The sequence below is a fragment of the Kitasatospora sp. NPDC086801 genome, assembly GCF_044745805.1.
In the GTDB taxonomy this organism is placed as follows: domain Bacteria; phylum Actinomycetota; class Actinomycetes; order Streptomycetales; family Streptomycetaceae; genus Kitasatospora.
The window spans coordinates 44,418-63,790 of sequence record NZ_JBIVAX010000018.1 but is presented as its reverse complement, the minus strand read 5'-3'; the positions used below and the strand labels follow the sequence as shown (position 1 = coordinate 63,790).

General features: G+C 76.8%; 6 protein-coding genes. 5 read left to right on the top strand and 1 reads right to left on the bottom strand.

All coding sequences use genetic code 11. The features are described 5' to 3' along the window. The first annotated feature begins 43 nt into the window (after positions 1-43). Positions 44-7,267 carry an amino acid adenylation domain-containing protein gene (locus ACIPLC_RS20170; protein ID WP_400474361.1) on the top strand — a complete coding sequence of 2,408 codons (7,224 nt, stop codon included), beginning with the start codon at positions 44-46 and terminating at the stop codon, positions 7,265-7,267. Positions 7,268-7,344: 77 nt separating this feature from the next. Here the strand turns inward: ACIPLC_RS20170 and ACIPLC_RS20165 are convergent, their stop codons facing one another. Then, a complete protein-coding gene (locus ACIPLC_RS20165) occupies positions 7,345-8,178 on the bottom strand; it encodes a thioesterase II family protein (protein ID WP_400474360.1) in 834 nt (277 codons plus the stop codon). A 298-nt stretch (positions 8,179-8,476) separates the two neighbouring features. Between ACIPLC_RS20165 and asnB the strand changes: the two genes are divergently transcribed. From asnB to ACIPLC_RS20145, 4 genes are read left to right on the top strand one after another with little or no spacing between them, the layout of a single operon-like run. Continuing rightward, entirely contained in the window at positions 8,477-10,360 is a 1,884-nt protein-coding gene (gene asnB / locus ACIPLC_RS20160; RefSeq protein ID WP_400474359.1) for an asparagine synthase (glutamine-hydrolyzing), read from the top strand. Beyond that, positions 10,357-11,100 (top strand): aspartate/glutamate racemase family protein, encoded by a 744-nt coding sequence (locus ACIPLC_RS20155; RefSeq protein ID WP_363624219.1) that lies wholly within the window; start codon positions 10,357-10,359, stop codon positions 11,098-11,100. The genes asnB and ACIPLC_RS20155 overlap by 4 nt, the downstream gene beginning before the upstream one ends. Beyond that, positions 11,097-12,884, top strand: coding sequence for a non-ribosomal peptide synthetase (locus ACIPLC_RS20150; protein ID WP_400474358.1), 1,788 nt, complete (start codon positions 11,097-11,099; stop codon positions 12,882-12,884). Before ACIPLC_RS20155 ends, ACIPLC_RS20150 begins: the two co-directional genes overlap by 4 nt. After that, positions 12,881-19,372 (top strand): amino acid adenylation domain-containing protein, encoded by a 6,492-nt coding sequence (locus ACIPLC_RS20145; protein ID WP_400474357.1) that lies wholly within the window; start codon positions 12,881-12,883, stop codon positions 19,370-19,372. The genes ACIPLC_RS20150 and ACIPLC_RS20145 overlap by 4 nt, the downstream gene beginning before the upstream one ends. Position 19,373: the final 1 nt, after the last annotated feature.

Genomic DNA, 19,373 nt, shown 5'->3' with positions numbered 1-19,373 from the left:
ACCCACCCGGCCGGCGGGGCGGTTCGACCTGGAGGGATGCCCCGTGCTGGGCGAACACAGCCTGCCCGCGGAGATACCGCTCTCGTACGCGCAGTTGGCGCTCTGGTTCAACGACCGCCTCCAAGGCGGCGACGCCTCGTACAACGTCCCGGTGGCACTGCGGCTGACCGGCCCGGTCGACCACGAGGCGCTGCGATCCGCCCTCGCCGACGTAGTGGAGCGGCACGCCGCCCTGCGCACCGTCTTCCCCGAGCGCGACGGCGTCCCGCGCCAGCACGTGCTGGCGACGGCCGAGCTGCCGCCGGTGCTCACCGTGGTGCCCGCCACCGAGGAGGAGCTGCCCGCCCTGATCGAGGCCGGCTCCGGGCACGTCTTCGACCTGGAGGCCGAAGCCCCGCTGCGGGTGCACCTGTTCGTCCTCGGCCCGCAGCAGCACGTGGTGCTGATGGTGCTGCACCACATCGCCGGGGACGGCTGGTCGCTGGCCCCGCTGGCCCGCGACCTGAGCACCGCCTACCTGGCCCGCAGCCAGGGCCGGGCGCCCGTCTGGTCCCCGCTGCCCGGCACGTACGCCGAGTACGCCGTGCGCCAGCACGCGAGCCTCGGCGACCTGGACGACCCGCAGGGCCAGGGTGGGCGCCAACTCGCCTACTGGCGCGAGGCGTTGGCGGGCCTGCCGGACTTCCTGGAGCTGCCCGCCGACCACCCCCGGCCGCCTGCGATGTCGCACCGGGGCGAGTACTTCCCGTGGGACCTCCCGGCCGGGCTGCACCGCGAGCTGCTGGCGCTGTCCCGCTCCTGCCGGGTCAGCATGTTCATGGTGCTCCAGGCGGCGCTGGCCGCGGTGCTGACCCGCTCGGGGGCCGGTACGGACATCCCGATCGCCAGCCCGATCGCGGGCCGCACCGACGAGCGCTACGACGACGTGGTCGGCTACTTCGTCAACCCGCTGGTCCTGCGCCTGGACACCTCCGGCGACCCGACCTTCCGCGAGCTGCTCAAGCGGGTGCGCCGCACCGACCTCCAGGGCTTCGCCCACCAGGAGTTCCCGTTCGAACGGCTGATCACCGCGCTCAACCCGCACCGCTCGCTGGCCTGGCACCCGCTGTTCCAGGTGATGCTGGCCTTCCAGAACACCCCCGAGGCCTCCCTCGCGCTGCCCGGCATCACCACCGAGATCACCGAGGCGGGCCCGGGCGGCGCCAAGTTCGACCTGTCCTTCAACATCCGCGAGGTGCACGACGCCGAGGGCGCCCCGGCCGGGCTCGGCTGCTTCGTCGAGTACAGCACCGACCTGTTCACCCGCGCGGGCGCCGAGGCCCTGACCGCCCGGCTCGGCCGGCTGCTGACCGCGGCCGCCGCCGACCCGGACCAGCGGATCGGCGGGTACGACCTGCTCGACGCCGACGAGCGGCTCGACCTGTTCGAGCGCGCCCACGGGCCCGCCCTGCCCGCCCCCGCGGTGACGCACCACGGCGCCCCCGCGGTGACCTACCACGGTGCCTTCGAGGAGCGCGCCGCCCTGGAGGGCGAGGTCACGGCCCTCGTCGCCGAGGACGGCCGGTTCACCTTCGCCGAGGTCAACGAGCGGGCCAACCGGCTCGCCCGGGAGCTCGTCGGGCGCGGGGCCGGCCCCGAGCGGTACGTCGTCCTGGCGCTGCCGCGCACCACGGACCTGCTGATCGCGCTGCTCGCCGTCCTCAAGTCGGGCGCCGCCTACATCCCGGTCAGCCCCGCCATGCCGCGCGAGCGGCTGGCCGGCGTCCTCGCCGACGCCGCCCCGGTCTGCGTGCTCGCCACGGCCGCCGACGCCGCGCGGCTGCCGGAGGGCGCGCCCGTCCTGGTGCTGGACGAGCCCGGGGTGCGGGCCGCCGTCGCCGCCCACCCCGGCGGGAACCTGACGGACGCCGACCGGACCGGCCCCACCGGCCCGGACGACCCGGCCTACGTCATCCACACCTCCGGCTCGACCGGGGTGCCCAAGGGCGTGGTGATCCCGCACGGCGGCCTCAGCAGCCTGATGCACCACCACCGCACCCGCATGGTCCGCCCGTCCGGCGGCCCGCACGGCCGGCGGCTCCAGCTCGGCCTGGTCGCCTCGATCACCTTCGACACCGCCTGGGAGCCGCTGTTCTGGCTGCTGGAGGGCCACCCGCTGCACCTGCTGAGCGACGAGGTCCGGCTCGACCCGCAGGCCCTGGTCGGCTACGTCCGCCGGGAGCGCCTCGACTTCCTGGACCTCACCCCGACGTACGTCCCGGCGCTCACCGCCGCCGGCCTCTTCGCCGAGGGCCACCACCGCCCGGCCGTGCTGATGCTGGGCGGCGAGGCCGTCGGACCGGCGCTGTGGACCGAACTCTCCGCCCTGCCGGACGTCGCGGTGTTCAACTACTACGGCCCGACCGAGTGCACCGTCGACGCGCTCGCCTGCGCCCTGGACGACAGCCGCACCCCCGTCATCGGCCGCCCGCTCGACAACACCCGGGCGTACCTGCTGGACGACCTGCTGCGCCCCGTCCCGCTCGGCGTGCCCGGCGAGCTCTACCTGTCCGGGCCGCACCTGGCCCGCGGCTACCTGCGCCGCCCCGCCCTCACCGCCGAACGCTTCGTCGCCGACCCGTACGGCCCGCCCGGCACCCGGATGTACCGCACCGGCGACCTCGCCCGGATGCGCCGCGAGGACGGCCAGGTGGAGTACCTCGGCCGGGCCGACGGCCAGATCAAGATCCGCGGCTTCCGGATCGAGCCCGGCGAGATCGAGGCGGTGCTGCTGCGCCACCCCGCGATCGTGCAGGCCGCCGTCCTGGCCCGGGGCGGCAGCGCCGAGGAGCGCCACCTCGCCGCCTACCTGGTGACCGAGGACGGGAACGCCCCCGACCTGGCCGAGGTGCGCGAGCTGCTGGCCGGGCAGCTGCCCGACTACATGATCCCGGCGGCCTACGCCGTCCTGGCCCGGCTCCCGCTCAACTCCAGCGGGAAGCTGGACGGTTCCGCTCTGCCCGAACCCGAGCTGCGGGCCGCCACCGGCCGCTCCCGGGCCCCCCGGGACGCCCGCGAGGCCGCACTGTGCGCGCTGCTCGCCGAGGTCCTCGGGGTGGCCGAGGTCGGCCCGGACGACGACTTCTTCGCACTCGGCGGCCACTCCCTGCTCGCCACCCGGCTGGTCAGCCGGGTGCGCACCGCCCTGGGGGCCGAACTGCCCATCCGGGCGGTCTTCGAGAGCCCGACGGCCGCCGGGCTCGCCCGCGTGCTGGACGCCGACCGATGTCGACCGTCACTGACCGCCGCCGCCCGCCCCGAGCGGATCCCGCTCTCGCACGCCCAGCGCCGGCTCTGGTTCCTCCAGCAGCTGGACCCGCACAGCGACGCGTACCACATCCCGCTCGCCCTGCGCCTCACCGGCGCCCTGGACCGGGACGCCCTCGCCGCCGCCCTGCACGACTGCGCCGGCCGCCACGAGGCCCTGCGCACCGTCTTCCCGCTCCCCCGCGGCGAGGACGCGGCTCCCCACCAGCGCATCCTCGCCCCGGAGCAACTCCCGCCGCTGCTACGGCACTCCGGCACCACCGCGGTGACCGAGGAGGGCCTGGCCGAGGCCCTGCGCACCGCCGCCGCCCAGCCCTTCGACCTCGCGTCGGAGCCGCCGCTGCGCGCCCACCTCTTCGCCCTCGCCCCCGAGCAGCACGTCCTGCTGCTGACGGTCCATCACATCGCCTGCGACGGCTGGTCACTGGGCCCGCTCGCCCGCGACCTGGGCACCGCCTACCAGGCCCGGGCGGCCGGCCGGGCCCCCGAGTGGCCCGCTCTGCCCGTCCAGTACGCCGACTACACCCAGTGGCAGCTCGCGCTGCTCGGGGACGACGAGGACCCGGGCAGCACGGCCGCGCGGCAGTGGCGGTACTGGAGCGAGGCGCTGGCCGGCCTGCCCGAGGAGATCGCACTGCCGGTGGACCGGCGGCGCACCGCCGAGACCGGCCAGGAGTCCGGCCGGGTGCCGCTGCGGCTGAGCGGCGCGGACCACCGCGCCCTGGCGGAGCTCGCCCGGGCCGACGGCGCCAGCCTCTTCATGGCCGTCCAGGCCGGTCTGGCCGCGCTGCTCACCCGCCTCGGCGCGGGCACCGACCTGCCGATCGGCACCCCGATCGCCGGGCGCACCGACGAGGCCCTGGACGACCTGGTCGGCTTCTTCGTCAACACGCTGGTGCTGCGCACCGACACCGACGGGGACCCGGGCTTCCGGGAGCTGCTGCGCCGCGTCAAGGACACCGACCTCGCCGCCTACGCCCACCAGGACCTGCCGTTCGAGCGGATCGTCGAGCTGGTCAACCCGGAGCGCTCCCCCGGCCGCCACCCGCTCTTCCAGGTCGCCCTGGTGATGGAGCAGGCGGGCGCCGCCGTGGAGATCCCCGGCCTCGACAGCGAGCTGCTCGCCGCGGGCCCGGCGCCAGCCAAGTTCGACCTCACCGTCACCCTGGGCACACCCGCCGGCCCGGACGACGAGCTGACCGGCGCCATCGAGTACCGCGCCGACCTGTTCGACCGGGCCACGGTCGAGGCGATCGCCGGCTACCTGGCGCGGCTGCTCGGCGCGGCGGCCGCCGATCCCGAGCGGCCGATCTCCCGGATCGAGCTGTCCGCCGACGGCGAGCGGCCGCGGCTGCTGGAGCGCTCCGCCGGCGAGCGGCGGGAGCTGGCGCCGACCACCCTGGCCGCCCTGGTGTCGGAAGGGCTCGCCGCGCCGTCCGACACCCCCGCGCTGGTCTTCGAGGGGCGGGAACTCGGCCCGGCCGAGCTGGACCGCCGGATCGACGCGCTGGCCCGCCGGCTCGCCGCGGTCGGCGTCCGCCCGGGCAGCCGGGTCGCGGTGGCCGTGCCCCGCTCGGTGGAGCTCGTGGTGGCGCTGTGCGCCGTCCACCGCGCCGGCGGCGCCTACCTGCCGCTGGACCCGGACTACCCGGCCGACCGGCTCGCGTACATGCTGGCGGACGCCCGCCCGGCCGCGGTGATCGCCGCCCCGGAGCAGGCCGCCGCGCTGCGCCCCGCCGAGGGCGTGCCGTGCCTGTCACCGGAGGACCTGCCGGCGCCCGAGGGCGTCACGCCGACCGCCCCCGGCCCCGGGGACCCGGCCTACGTGATCTACACCTCGGGCTCGACCGGACGGCCGAAGGGCGTGCTCGTCCCGCACCGGGCCATCGCCAACCGGCTGCGCTGGGGCCAGCAGGAGTACCGGCTCGGCGCCCGGGACGGGGTGCTGCAGAAGACCTCGGCCAGCTTCGACATCTCGCTGTGGGAGTTCTTCTGGCCGCTGATCACCGGCGCCACCCTGGTGGTGGCGAAGCCCGACGGGCACCGCGACCCGGCCTACCTGGCGGAGCTGATCCAGCGCGAGGGCGTGAGCGTCGCCCAGTTCGTGCCGTCCATGCTGGACGTCTTCCTCCAGCACCCGCGGGCCGCCGAGTGCACCGGGCTGCGCCTGGTCGTGGCCAGCGGCGAGGCGCTGCCCGCGGCCACCGTGCGCCGGTTCCGCCAGGTGCTCCCGGGCGTGCGGCTGGACAACCTCTACGGGCCCACCGAGGCCACCGTGGAGGTGACGGCCTGGGAGTGCGGCCCGGCGGACGAGCGGCCGCGCCCGGTGCCGATCGGGCGGCCGGTCTGGAACTCCGGCGCCTACGTCCTGGACACCGCCCTGAACCCCGTCCCGCCGGGCGTGCCCGGCGAGCTCTACCTGACCGGTGAGCAGCTCGCGTACGGCTACCTCGGCCGCTCGGCGCTCACCGCCGAGCGCTTCGTCGCGGACCCGCACGGCGCGCCGGGCACCCGGATGTACCGCACCGGCGACCTGGCCCGCCAGCGCCCCGACGGCGTGGTGGAGTACCTGGGCCGGGTGGACAGCCAGGTGAAGCTGCGCGGCCACCGGATCGAGCTCGGCGAGATCGAGACCCGGCTCGGCGAGCACCCGGCGGTCACCGCCTGCGCCGTCACCGTGCGCGAGGACCGCGCCGGCGCCGTCCGGCTGGTCGCGTACGTGGTGGCGGACGGGGCCGCGCTGCCGCCCACGGCCGCCGCGCTGCGCGCCCACCTGCGCGGCCACCTGCCCGAGTACATGGTGCCCACCGCCTACGTGCCGCTCGGCGCGCTCCCGGTGACCGCCAACGGCAAGCTGGACCGCCGGGCGCTGCCCGAGCCGCAGACCCACGTCGAGAGCCGGTCCCGGGAGCCGCGCACGCCGGCCGAACGCACGCTGGTCGCGGTCTTCGCCGAGTTGCTGGGCGTGCCCGCGGTCGGACCGGAGGACGACTTCTTCCTGCTCGGCGGCCACTCGCTGCTGCTGATCCGGCTGGTCGAGCGCATCCACGCGGAGTTCGGCGTCGAGCTGCCCGTCAAGGCGCTGTTCGAGGCGCCGACCCCGGCCGCGCTGGCGCAGCGGCTGACCGGGCAGCGGCCCGGGCGCGCCGACGCCCCCTTCGAACCGCTGCTGGCGCTGCGGGCCACGGGCGGCCGGGCGCCGCTGTTCTGCGTCCACCCGGTGACGGGCGACGGCCTCGGCTTCGTCGGCCTGCTGCGCGGGCTCGACCCGGACCAGCCGGTCTACGCCTTCCAGGGCGTCGGCCCGGTCGGCGGCGGGGAGCGGCCGGCCGACGTGGACGGGCTGGCCCGGGAGTACCTGGCGCGGATGCGCGCCGTCCAGCCGCACGGCCCCTACCGGGTGCTCGGCTGGTCCTTCGGCGGGCTGGTCGCGCACCAGATCGGCGTGCTGCTGCGCGAGCAGCGCGAGCAGGTCGACCTGGTCGCGCTGCTGGACAGCCACCCGGCGCCGCCGGACGCCGGGGAGGTCACCGACACCGACGTGCTGGCCGAGCTGCTGACGGCGATCGGCGCGCCCGCTGCCGAGGCGGCGGCCGTCCTGGCGGGGCAGTGGCGGCCGAAGCCGTCGGAGCTGCTCGACCGGCTGGCCCCGGCGCTGCGCGAGGCCGCGCCGCGCGACGAGGACGAGCTGGCGGTGTTCCTCGACTCCTGCCGCTACCACGCCGGGCTGATGGCGGCGTGGACCCCGGGGGTGCTCGACGCGCCGCTGACCACCTTCACCGCGACCGGCGACCACCGGCCGCAGCAGACGGTGGCCGTGTGGTCGGCCCATGCCACCGGGCCGGTGGCGAACCACCCGCTCGCCGCCCGGCACCTGGAGCTCGCCGCCGCCGGACCGATCGACGAGATCGCCCGGGTCGTCGCGGCCGTCCTGCGGCGGGCCGACGAGGGCCGGCGATGACGGTCCGTCCGGAACGTTCCGGACGGACCGCCACCTGCTGCCGCCCGGCCCCGTCGCGCGGAACCGGGCGGCCGGGGTCAGGCGCCCGGCGCCCGGCCCTCCCGCGGGCCGCCGGCGGTGTCCAGGCCCGCCCGGGCCTCCGCCGCGAGTTCCGCGAGCACCTCGGCCCGCTGCTGGTGCAGGAAGAAGTGGTCGCCCGGCAGGATGCGGTGGCGGAAGCGGGCCGCCGTGGTGGCCCGCCAGCCGGTGATCCACTCCGGTCCGGCCATCAGGTCGTCGGCGCCGCCGAGCGCCAGCACCGGGCAGGGCAGCACGGTCGGCCGGATCCGGTCGTTGTACTCGCCCAGCAGCGTGACGTCGGCCCGCAGCACCGGCAGGATCATCTGCATCAGGTCGGCGAACTCCAGCACCTCGGCCGGGGTCCCGCCGAGGCCGACGATGCGCTCCAGGAGTTCGTCGTCGGTGAGTCCGTGCAGCCGGGCCACGTCCGGCGTGCCGGGCGCCCGGCCGCCGGAGACCACGAGGGACAGCGGCAGCGGTCGGGCGTCGGCGGCGAGCCGGCGGGCCGTCTCGTAGGCGATCCGGGCGCCCATGCTGTGGCCCAGGAGCAGGAACGGTTCGTCCGCCGGGCGGCTCGCCAGCAGGGCGAGCAGGCCGTCGACCACCTCGTCCATGACGGCCGACGGCGGCTCGGCGAGGCGGGTGCCCCGGCCCGCCAGTTCCACCGGAACGATCGTCAGGCCCGGCTGCTCGCCGGACCGGGCCCACGGCAGGTAGGCGCTCGCGGAGCCGCCGGCGTGCGGCAGGCAGTAGACGCGCACGGGCCCGGACCGCCCGTTCGGCGCGGCGTCCCGGTGCCACGGCGTCCATCGGGCCACCTCGTCGTGCTGTACGGCGGACGAACCGGTCATCACTGCTCCTCTTTCTTCCCCAGTCAATTACGCGAAGCCTGAACAGGCCTCCCGGAAGACTTTATGCACTCATTCACGGGTTGGTCCAGCCCGCATTTCGGCATGCCCTGAGAAGATCCAACTAGGCGATGCCGCAGCTCAGTTGTGCCCTGAAATAGTCGGTTGGCGCATAAGGATCTTGAGTCTTTCCCGGAACACCGAGCTCTGTTACGGTGCTCCTCGTCCGGGTTTCTTCGGACTATTTCCAGAGTATTTCTATCGGCGAGTTCCGAACGCACGACGGGAGAGGGCGGACAGAATGTGCGGAATAACCGGCGTATTCGTCCTGGGCGGCGGTCGCCCGGCCGATGCCGGCGTGGTCCGGGAGATGACGGCGTGCCTGGTGCACCGCGGCCCCGACGACGACGGCCACTACGCCGCGGACGGCCTGGGTCTGGGCTTTCGCCGGCTGGCCCTGAACGACCTCGCCGGCGGCAACCAGCCGCACCGCACCGAGGACGGCTCCCTGGTCTCGGTCTGCAACGGTGAGATCTACAACCACCGCGAGCTGCGCACCGCGCTGGGCCGCCGCGGCCACCGGTTCCGCACCGAGAACGACACCGAGGTGCTGCTCCACCTGTACCGCGAGTACGGCGAGGACCTGACGGCCCACCTGGACGGCCAGTTCGGCTTCGCGCTGTACGACGGGGCCGCGCAGCGGCTGCTGCTCGCCCGCGACCGCGCCGGCATCGTCCCGCTCTTCTACACCGTCGCCGACGGCCAGCTGATCTTCGCCTCCGAGATCAAGGCGATCCTGCGCCACCCGGCCGTCAGCGCCCGGGTCGACCTGCGCGGCCTCGACCAGGTGCTGACGCTGCCCGGACTGGTCAGCCCGCGCACCATGTTCGAGGGGATCAGCGCCCTGCGCCCCGGCGAGCGGCTGATCGCCGACCGCTCCGGCGTGCGCACCGAACGGTACTGGGACCTCGACTTCCCGCTCGCCGCCGACCTCGACCCGGTGGCCCCCGAGGCCCTGGACCGGGAGCTGGAGCGGTACGCCCACCGCACCGCCGAACTGCTCGACGGGGCCGTGCGCAGCCGGCTGCTCGCGGACGTGCCGATCGGCATGTACCTCAGCGGCGGCCTGGACTCCAGCCTGATCGGCGCCCTGATGGCCCGGGCCCGGCCCGGCCACGCCTGGCCCAGCTTCTCCGTCACCTTCCCCGGCCGCGACTTCGACGAGGGCCCGCACCAGCGGCTGGTCGCCGCCAAGCTGGGCACCGAGCACCACGAAGTCCCGGTCGGCGAGCACGAGGTGGCCGAGCGGATCACCGCGATGGTGCGCCACGCCGAGGCACCCGTGCGCGAGTCGTACAACGTCTGCTCGCTGGCGCTGTCCGAGGCCGTCCGCGCCGCCGGGACGGTCGGCGCGCTCAGCGGCGAGGGCGCCGACGAGCTGTTCGGCGGCTACCCCGGCTACCGCTTCGACGCCACCGGGCTCGGCGGCAGCCGGCTCACCGGCCTGGACGCCCGGCTGGAGCGCGAGATCCGCGAACGGATGTGGGGCGTCGACCTCGGCTACGAGCAGGACCAGCTGCCCGCCCAGGAGTTCCGCCGCGAGCTGTACGCCGAGGACCTGGCTTACGGGCTGGACGAGTTCTCCGTCACCAACCAGCGCCTGGTCGACCCCGAGCGGCTGGCCGGGCGCCACCCGCTGCACCAGCGCTCCTACCTCGACTACCACCTGCGGCTCGCCGACCACCTGCTCGGCGACCACGGCGACCGGATGGCCCTGGCCAACGGCGTCGAGCTGCGCTTCCCCTTCCTGGCGAACGCGGTGGTCGACCACGCCACCACGCTGCCACCGGAGTTGATGCTCGCCCACGGCCGGGAGAAGGCCGTGCTGCGCCGGGCGGCCGAGGGGCTGGTGCCCGGCGAGGTACTCAGCCGGCAGAAGTACGGATTCCGCGGCCAGACCAGCAGCCACCTGCTGAGCACCGGCGCCGACTGGTTCGAGGAGCTGGTCTCCCCCGCGACCGTCCGCCGCCAGGGTTACTTCGACCCGGACACCGTCGCCGCCCTGACGCGGCGTCAGCGCGGCGACGGCCAGCAGGTGCACGCCCACCTGGACACCGACTACCTGATGCTCGTCGCGACCTTCGCCCTCTTCGTCGAGGAGTTCGATCTGCCGTGCCTGGGATGACCGCCACAGCCGCCGGGCCGATCGCCGGCCCCGGCACCCGCCCGCGCCACCCGCTGGTCGGGGTGGTCGGCGGCATGGGCCCGCTGGCCTCCGTCGAACTGCTGCGCACCGTCTACCGGGCCTGCCGGCTCCACCCCGAGCAGGACACCCCCCGGGTGCTGCTCTGGTCCGACCCGGCCGTGGTGGACCGCACCGAGGCCATCGGCAGCGGCGAACTCGACGAGCTGCGCCGCGCCGTGGAGTCCTCGCTGCGCGGCCTGCTGGCCGCCGGCGCGGAACGCGTGGTGATCGCCTGCATCACCGCCCACCACGTGCTCGGCGACCTGCCGGCCGACCTCGCGGCGCGCTGCGTCTCGCTGGTCGACGTGGTGCACGGGGAACTGGCCGCGGCCGGCGAACCGCACCTGCTGCTCTGCTCCTCCGGCACCGCCCGGGCCGGCATCCTCACCTCGGGCGCCGCCGGGGCCCGGGCCGCCCGGCAGCTGGTGGCGCTGCGCCCGCCGGACCAGGAGGCGCTGCACCGGGAGATCCACCGCCTCAAGCGCGGCGAGGACCCGGCCCGCACCATCGACTTCCTGCGCGAGACCCTGCCCCGCTACGGCGTGCGGGCCTTCGTCGCCGCCTGCACCGAGCTGCACCTGGTCACCAGGGCGATCGAGGACGCCGGTCTGAGCGAGGCCCTGCCCTCCCTCGACCCGCTGACGGTCGTGGCCCACCGGATCATGAACGGAGAGTTGTGAGCCACACGAGCATCCTCGACCGCTGGGCCGACCAGGTCGAGCGCCGAGCCACCGCCCCCGCCCTCGCCACCGCCGAGCGGGTCTGGAGCCACCAGGAGCTGGCCGGGCTGGCCGCCGGCCTGCGCGACCGCCTCGCCACCGGCACCGGCCCGGTCCTGGTCGCCTGCGCGGACCCCGTCCCGGTGGTCGCGGCGATCCTCGCCTGCGCCGCCACCGGCCGCCCGTTCGCCCCGGTGGACACCCGCCAGCCCGCCGCCCGCTGGACGGCCCTGCTGGAGGACCTCCGGCCGGGCACCGTGCTCGCCGACGCCGCCGGCCGCTCCGCGCTGGCCGCCGCCGGGCCGGGCCCGACCGTCTCCGGGCAGCACCTGACCGTCGCCGGACAGGGCGAACTGCCGCTGCTCGCCACGGAGTCGATCACCCCGCTGCCCTGGGCGGCCGACGACTGGATCGGCATCAGCGGCCCCGACGCCGGCTACGTCTACTTCACCTCGGGCACCACCGGCCGCCCCAAGGGCATCCGGGGCAGCTTCGAGGCGGTCGCACACTTCCTGGACTGGGAGATCGCCGAGTTCGGCATCGCCCCGGGCACCCGGATCTCCATGCTCACCTCCCCCGGCTTCGACGCCTTCCTGCGCGACGCCCTCGTCCCGCTGTGCGCCGGCGGCACCGCCGTGCTCCCGGCGCCCGGCGCCATCCCCGTCGGCGCGGCCCTGGCCCGCTGGCTGACCGAGCAGCAGGTCGACCTGCTGCACTGCGTGCCCACCGTGTTCCGCACCCTGCGCGCCGCCGGGCTGGCCGCCGACTCCCTACCGCGACTGCGCAGCGTGCTGATGGCCGGGGAGCCGGTCCGCCCCGCCGACATCGCCTGGTGGCGGGGCCTGTTCGGAGACGGCAAGGAGCTGGTCAACCTCTACGGGCCGTCCGAGACCACCATGACCAAGGTCTTCCGCCGGCTCACCGCCGAGGACGCCGAGGCCGAGACCGTCCCGGCCGGCCACCCGATGCCCGGGGTCGAGATCGGGGTGCTGGTCGGCGGACGCCCGGTGGTGGACGCGATCGGCGAGATCGAGATCCGCACCCCGTTCCCGCTGCGCGGCTACCTGGGCGACGCGGCCGGCGGCTTCGTCGCACCGGACCGGTACCGCACCGGCGACCTCGGCCGCCTCGGCGCCGACGGCACCCTGGAGGTCCTGGGCCGCCGCGACCAGCAGGTCAAGGTGAACGGCGCCCGGGTCGAACTCGGCGAGATCGAGGACCTGCTGCGCCGCCACCCCGCGGTGGCGGACGTCTGCGCCGCCCTGGTCGAGGAGGCCGACGGCGAACCGGTGCTCTGCGCCTACCTGGTCGCCGACGGCGCCACCGACGAGGAGCTGCGCGCGCACGCCGCCGAGGGCCTGCCCGCCGCCGCCCGCCCCGCCCTGTACCTGCGGCTCGCCGCGATCCCGCGCACCCTCAGCGGAAAGGCCGACCGGCGGGCACTGCCCAGCCCGGCCGCCGCCCTGGCCGGGCGCACCGGCGAACAGCCGCTGGACGGCCTGGAGGCCGGCATCGCCGAGCTGTGGCGCGAGCTGCTGCACGTGCCCGCCGTCGGCCGGCACGACGACTTCGCCCTGCTCGGCGGGGACTCGCTGGGCATCGCCCGCCTGCTGGACGGGCTGCGCACCCGCTTCGGCGTCGAGGTGCCGCTGCGGGTGTACGTCGGCGACCCGACCGTCGCCGGGCTGGCCGCGGCCGTCGCCGCCGGCCGCGCGGACGCCTCGCCGGAGGGCGGCCGCCGATGAGCCGCGACACCTCCCTGCCGCTGCGCGGCGACCGCGCCCGCGCGCCGCTGTCCTACGCCCAGCGCTCCATCTGGCGGGCCGAGCAGGTGCTGCCCGGCACCGCCCTGCACAACGAGAGCGCCGCCTTCCACGTCAGCGGCCCGCTGGACGTGGCCGCCCTGGAACGGGCGCTGGCCGCCGTCGCCCGGCGGCACGAGGTGGTGCGCTGCGCCGTCACCGCCGACGGGGCGGGCGAGCCGTGGCAGCTGTTCGCCGACCTGGTCCGCCCCGCCGTCGAGACCGTCGACCTGACCGGCGTCCCCGAGGGCGAGCGCGCGGACCGGCTCGCCGAGCTCACCGCCCGCGCCGTGGCCGTACCCTTCGACCTGGGCCGGCCCCCGCTGATGCGCACCCAGCTGTTCCTGCTGGGCGGCGGCCGCTCGCTGCTGCTGTTCACCGCCCACCACATCGTGGTCGACGCCTGGGGCTTCGGCGTCTTCCTGGAGTCGCTGGCCGCCTGCTACGCCGCCGAACTCGGCGGCGAGGCCCCGGACCCGGACCCGGCCCAGGAACCGGCCGCCGGACCCGACTTCGGCGACTTCGCCGCCTGGCAGCGCGGCGACGACAGCGACACCAGCCACGCCGGCGGAATCGACCACTGGCAGACCCGGCTGGGCGGCGAACTGCCCACCGCCGACCTGCCGTCCGACGTCGGCCCCGGCGGCGACCCGGCGGCCGGCGCGCTGCACCACTTCACCGTCCCCGCCGACCTGGCCGCCCGGCTCAGCGCCTTCGGCCGGGGCGAACTGGCCAGCCTGTCCACCGTGCTGCTCACCGCCTTCTGCGCCACCGCCGCCCGCTGGACGGGCCAGGACGACCTGGTGGTCGGCATGCCGGTGGCGACCCGCGGCCGCACCGCGCTGGCCGGCGTGGTCGGACCGCTGCTCAACCTCGTCGCCCACCGCAGCGACCTCGGCGGCGAGCCGAGCTTCCGGCAGGCCCTGGCCCGCACCCGCCGGCACCTGAAGGCCGACCTGCGCCACCGCGACACCCCCTTCGACCTGGTCCTGGAGCGGCTGGGCCGGGCCGCGGGCGGGCGCACGCCGCTGTTCCAGCTGATGTACTCCTTCCACAGCGGCCCCACCACCACCCTGGAGCTGCCCGGCGTCACCACCGCCCCGGCGCCCTCGCACAGCGGCACGGCCAAGTACGACCTGACCTTCTTCCTGCGCCCGCGCCCCTCGGGCGCGCTGGACGCGACGCTGGAGTACCGCACGGCGCTGCTCGCCCCCGAGACGGCGGCCGACTTCGCGGACTCGCTGCTGTGCCTGCTGGAGGCCGCCGCGGCCGACCCGGACCGGCCGCTGGCCGAGCTTCCGGTGCTCTCCGAAGGCCGGCGCCGGCGCGTCCTGGTGGACTTCAACCGGGCACCCGACGCCGAGCGCGCCTGGGCCACCGTGCCCGAGGCGCTGCGCGAACTCGCCCGGCAGGACGGCGCCGCACCGGCCGTCGAGTCACCCGGCCGCGCGTTCAACCGGGCCGCGGCCGACGCGGCCGCCGACCTGGTCGCCCGCCGGCTGGTGGCCCGGCACGGCGTGGCGCCCGGCGACCGGGTGGCCCTGCGCGTCGAGCGCGGCGCGCAGCTGGTGCCGCTGATCGTCGGCATCTGGCGGGCCGGAGCCGTCCTGGTCCCGCTGGACGAGGCCATGCCCGCCGCGCGGGCCGAGCACGTGCTCGCCGACAGCGGCGCCCGCCTGCTGATCGGCGACCCCGCCGAGGGGCTGCCCGCCGCCGACCCGGCCGCGCTGCTCGACGAGGGCCCGGACGCCGGGACCGGGCAGCCGCTGCCCGGCGCCGGCCCCGAGGACCTCGCGTACCTGATGTACACCTCGGGCTCCACCGGGCTGCCCAAGGGCGTGGCGGTGCCGCACGGCTGCGTCGCCAACCTGCTGCACAGCGTGGTCCGCGCCGAGCCGGGACTGCGGGCCGACGACACCCTGCTCGCCGTCACCTCGATCACCTTCGACATCTCCGTCCTGGAGCTGTTCGCCCCGCTGCTGGCCGGCGGCCGGGTCGTGGTCGCCCCGCGCGAGAGCGTCCGCGACGCCGAGGCGCTGGGCGCGCTGCTGGAGCGCAGCGGCGCCACCGTCATGCAGGCCACGCCCTCGCTCTGGCGCGGGCTGCTGGACGGCGGCTGGGCGGGCCGGCCCGGACTGCGGGCGCTGTGCGGCGGCGAGGCCCTGGACGCCGACCTCGCGGATCGGCTGCTGGCTCGCTGCGCCGGGCTGTGGAACCTGTACGGGCCGACCGAGACGACCATCTGGTCCACCGTCGGGCGGGTGCTGCCCGGCGAGGGCGTCACGGTGGGGCGCCCGGTGGCCGGCACCGTCTGCTACGTCCTGGACCGGCGGCTGCGGCCGGTGCCGCGCGGGGCCGTCGGCGAGCTGGTGATCGGCGGGGCCGGCGTGAGCGCCGGGTACCGCAACCGCCCGGAGCTGACCGCCGCCGCATTCGTGGCCGACCCGGTCGACCCGGACGGCGGCACCGTCTACCGCACCGGCGACCTGGCCCGCCACCTGCCGGACGGCCGGATCGTCGTGCTCGGCCGGGCCGACCAGCAGGTGAAGATCCTCGGCCACCGCATCGAGGTCGGCGAGGTGGAGTCCCTGCTCGCCGCCCACCCCGAGGTCCGCCAGGCGGCGGTGGTCGTGGACCGGGGGCAGCCGGCCGGGCCCCGGCTGGTCGCCTTCGTGACCGCCCGGACCGGGGACGACGGGCTGCCCGACCGCCTGCGCCGCCACCTGCGCGAGCGGCTGCCCGCCGCCGCCGTCCCCGGGGTGATCGCCCCGCTGCCCGCGCTGCCGCTCAACACCAGCGGCAAGGTGGACCGGCCAGCCCTGCTGCTGCGGGCCGGGGAGCTCACCGCCGCCCGGCGCAGCGCACCGGTCACCGAGGCCGAGCGGGCCGCCGTCGCGCTCTGGGCGGAGGTCCTGGGCCTGCCGCCCGAGCGGGTCGGCACCACCGACGACTTCTTCGCCGCCGGCGGCAACTCCATCGCCGCGACCCGGCTGCTCGGCCGGGCCCGGGCCCGCTTCGGCGCCGCGCCGTCGCTCGCCGAGTTCTACACCGACCCCACCCCCGCCGCCCTGGCGCGGGTGCGGCCCGCCGCCCCGGCGCCCGCCGTCCGTACGGCGGGGCCGGCCCCGGACGCCGTCCCGATGACCGACCAGCAGCGCCAGTTGTGGCTGCTGCACCGCCTCGACCCCGACTCGCCCGCCTACCACCTGCCGGCCGCGCTCGACCTGACCGGCCCGGTGGACCAGGCGGCCCTCAGCGGGGCGCTGGCCGACCTGACCGCCCGGCACCCGGTGCTCGCCGCCCGCTGCGAGCTGCGCGAGGACGGCCCGGTCCTGGTGCTCGCGCCGCCCGCCGCACCGGCCCTGACCGTCCTGGACGCGGCGCCCGGGGAGGTGCCCGGGCTCGCCCGGGCGGAGGCGGTGCGCCCCTTCGACCTGGCCGGTGAGCCGCCGCTGCGGCTCACCCTGGTGCGCACCGGCCCCGAGCGCTCGGTGCTGCTGTGCACCGCGCACCACCTCGCGGTCGACGGCTGGTCGATCGGCGTGGCCGTGCGCGAGCTGGCCGCGCTGTACGCCGCCCGCCTCGGGCTGGCCGAGCCGCCGCCCGCGCTCGACCTGGACTTCGCCGGCTACGCGGCCGACTGCGCCGCCGAAGCGGGCCTGACGCTGCGTCAGGAGCAGCTGGAGTACTGGCTGAAGCGGCTCGACGGGCACCCCGGCGTGCTCGACCTGCCCGCCGACGTACCGACCCGGGCGCGGCCGACGGGAGCCGGCGAGACCCTGCCGGTGGCGCTCGCCCCGGAGCTGACGGCCGCGCTGCGCGAGGGCGCCGCCCGGCTGCGCACCACGCCCTTCACCCTGCTGCTCGCCGTGTACGCGGCGCTGCTGGGCCGCTACGCGGGCAGCGACGACGTGCTGGTGGGCGTGCCCGTCGCCAACCGCGACCGGCCCGAACTGGAGTCGCTGGTCGGCTCGTTGGCCAACACCCTGCCGGTGCGCGTGGACCTGGCCGGGGCGCCGTCCTTCGCCGAGCTCGCCGCCCGCACCGGGCGGGCGCTGGCGGGCGACCTCGGCCGTCCGCTGGTCGCCTTCGACCGGCTGGTGGCCGGCCTCGGCCTGCCCCGCGACCCGGGCCGCCCGACCCTGGTCCAGGCCTCGCTGGTGTTCCAGGACGCGCCGCCGGCCGACGTCCGGCTGGGCGCGGCCGCCGGCGTGCTGCGCCAGGTCCCCACCGGGGCGGCCAAGTACGACCTCACCCTGGCCCTGGACGAGCGCGCCGACCGGATCGCCGGCGCCCTGGAGTACGCCACGGACCGCTTCGGCGCGCAGTTCGCCGACCGCTTCGCCCGGCACTTCCACGTCCTGCTGCGGGCCGCCCTGGCCTCGCCGCAGGCCCCCCTCGACGCCGTCGAGCTCACCGACCCCGCTCTGCCCGCCCCGCGCCCGGCCCGCCCCGCGGGCGAGGCGCGCGCCGAGCACGCCGTCTCGGTGTCCGAGCTGTTCCGGGCCCGGGCCACCGCCCGTCCGGACGCCCCCGCGATCCGGGCCGAGGGCGTGACGGTCGGCTACCGGCAGCTCGACGTCTGGAGCGACCGGATCGCGTCCCGGCTGCTGGAGCGCGGCGCCGCCCCCGGCCGGTTCGTCTCGGTGCTGCTGCCCGCCGGCCCGGTGCAGAGCGCCGCGATCCTCGGCGTCGCCAAGACCGGGGCCGCCTTCGCGGTGCTCGACCCGGCCGACCCGGACGCCCGCCTGACCGCGCTGCTGGCCGACGCCGAACCGGTGTGCCTGCTGGCCGCCGAGAGCACGCTCGCCCTGCACCCCGAACTGCGGGAAGGCGTCGGGCACTTCGCCGGCGTCCCGGTCGAGGCCGTCGACCCGCGGGTGCCGGCCGCCGACGAGCCCGCGGGCCCCGCCCCGGCCGCCTCCCCCGCCGGCCCCGGCGACCCGCTCTGCCTGGTCTACACCTCCGGCTCCACCGGCACGCCCAAGGGCATCGCCCTGCCGCACGCGGCGCTCGCCCAGTTCGCCCACTGGCAGCGCGAGCGCTTCGGCATCCGGCCGGACAGCCGGATCGCCCAGTGGGCCCCGTTCACCTACGACGCCGCGTACACCGAGGTGTTCGCCGCGCTCTGCTCGGGCGCGGTGCTGTGCCTGCCGCCGCAGGGGCTGCGCCGCGACCCGCTCGCGGTGGCCGGGTGGCTGCGGGCCGAGCGGATCACCCAGATCCAGACCGTCCCGGCCTTCTTCCAACTGGTCACCGAGGCGCTGGACGCCACCGGCTCGCACCTGCCGGACCTCGCCCACGTGCTGATGGCCGGCGAGGTGCTCCCGGTGGCCCTGGCCGCCGCCTGGGCGCACCGCCCCGACCGGCCGCGGCTGCACAACCTCTACGGGCCCACCGAGTGCGTGCTGGCGACGCACCGCGAGCTGGCGCCGGGCGAGGAGTTCCCGGCCGGGGTGCCGATCGGCAGCCCGATCCCGGGCCGCGAGGCGGTGGTCCTGGACCGCCACGGCCGGCCCTGCCCGGTCGGGGTGGTCGGCGAGATCCACCTGCGCAGCGACTTCCTGGCCGGCGCGTACCACCGCAGGCCCGAGGAGAGCGCCCGGGCGTACGTCGCCGACCCCTGGCAGGCCGGGGGCCGGCTGTACCGCACCGGGGACCTGGGCCGCCGCCTCCCGGACGGCGAGCTGGCGTTCGTCGGCCGGATCGGCAGCCAGCTGAAGATCCGCGGCAACCGGATCGAGCTGGAGGAGATCGAGGCGCTGCTGGAGCTGCACCCGGGGGTGCGCGAGGCGGCCGCCGCCGCGCACGGCCGGGGCACGGCCCGCCGGCTGGTCGGCTACGCGGTCGCGGCGCCCGGGGTCACCGGCGCCGAGCTGCGGGCGCACCTGGCCGAGCGGCTCCCGGCGGCGGTCGTACCGGACACGGTGATGCTGCTGGACGCGCTGCCCAGGACGCGCACCAACAAGCGCGACCGGGCCCGGCTGCCGCTGCCCGGGGCCACCGCCCGGCCCGCCGACGCCGCCCCGCTGGCCGGTGTCGAGCAGCTCGTCGCCGACGCCTGGCGGCAGTTGCTGGGCGGCGGCCCGGTCGGCCGGCACACCAACTTCTTCGAGGCCGGCGGCGACTCGCTGCTGGCCGCCCGGCTCCAGCTGGAGCTGGCCCGCCGCCTGGAGCGGCCGGTCCGGCTGGTGGACGTCTTCGGGCGGCCCACCATCGCCGAGTTCGCGGCCGGCCTCGCCGAGGGCGCCGCCCCGGACGGCCGGGCCGCCACCGAGGCCGCCGAGCCGCGCGGCGAGCGCCGCCAGAGCGCCGTCCGGGCCCGCGCCAGGGCCCGCCGCGAGGCCCGGGAGCGGGCCGAGGGCCCGGCCGCCGACCCGCACACACCGGCCGGGCCGACGACCCGGACCGCACCGACAGGGAGGGACTGAC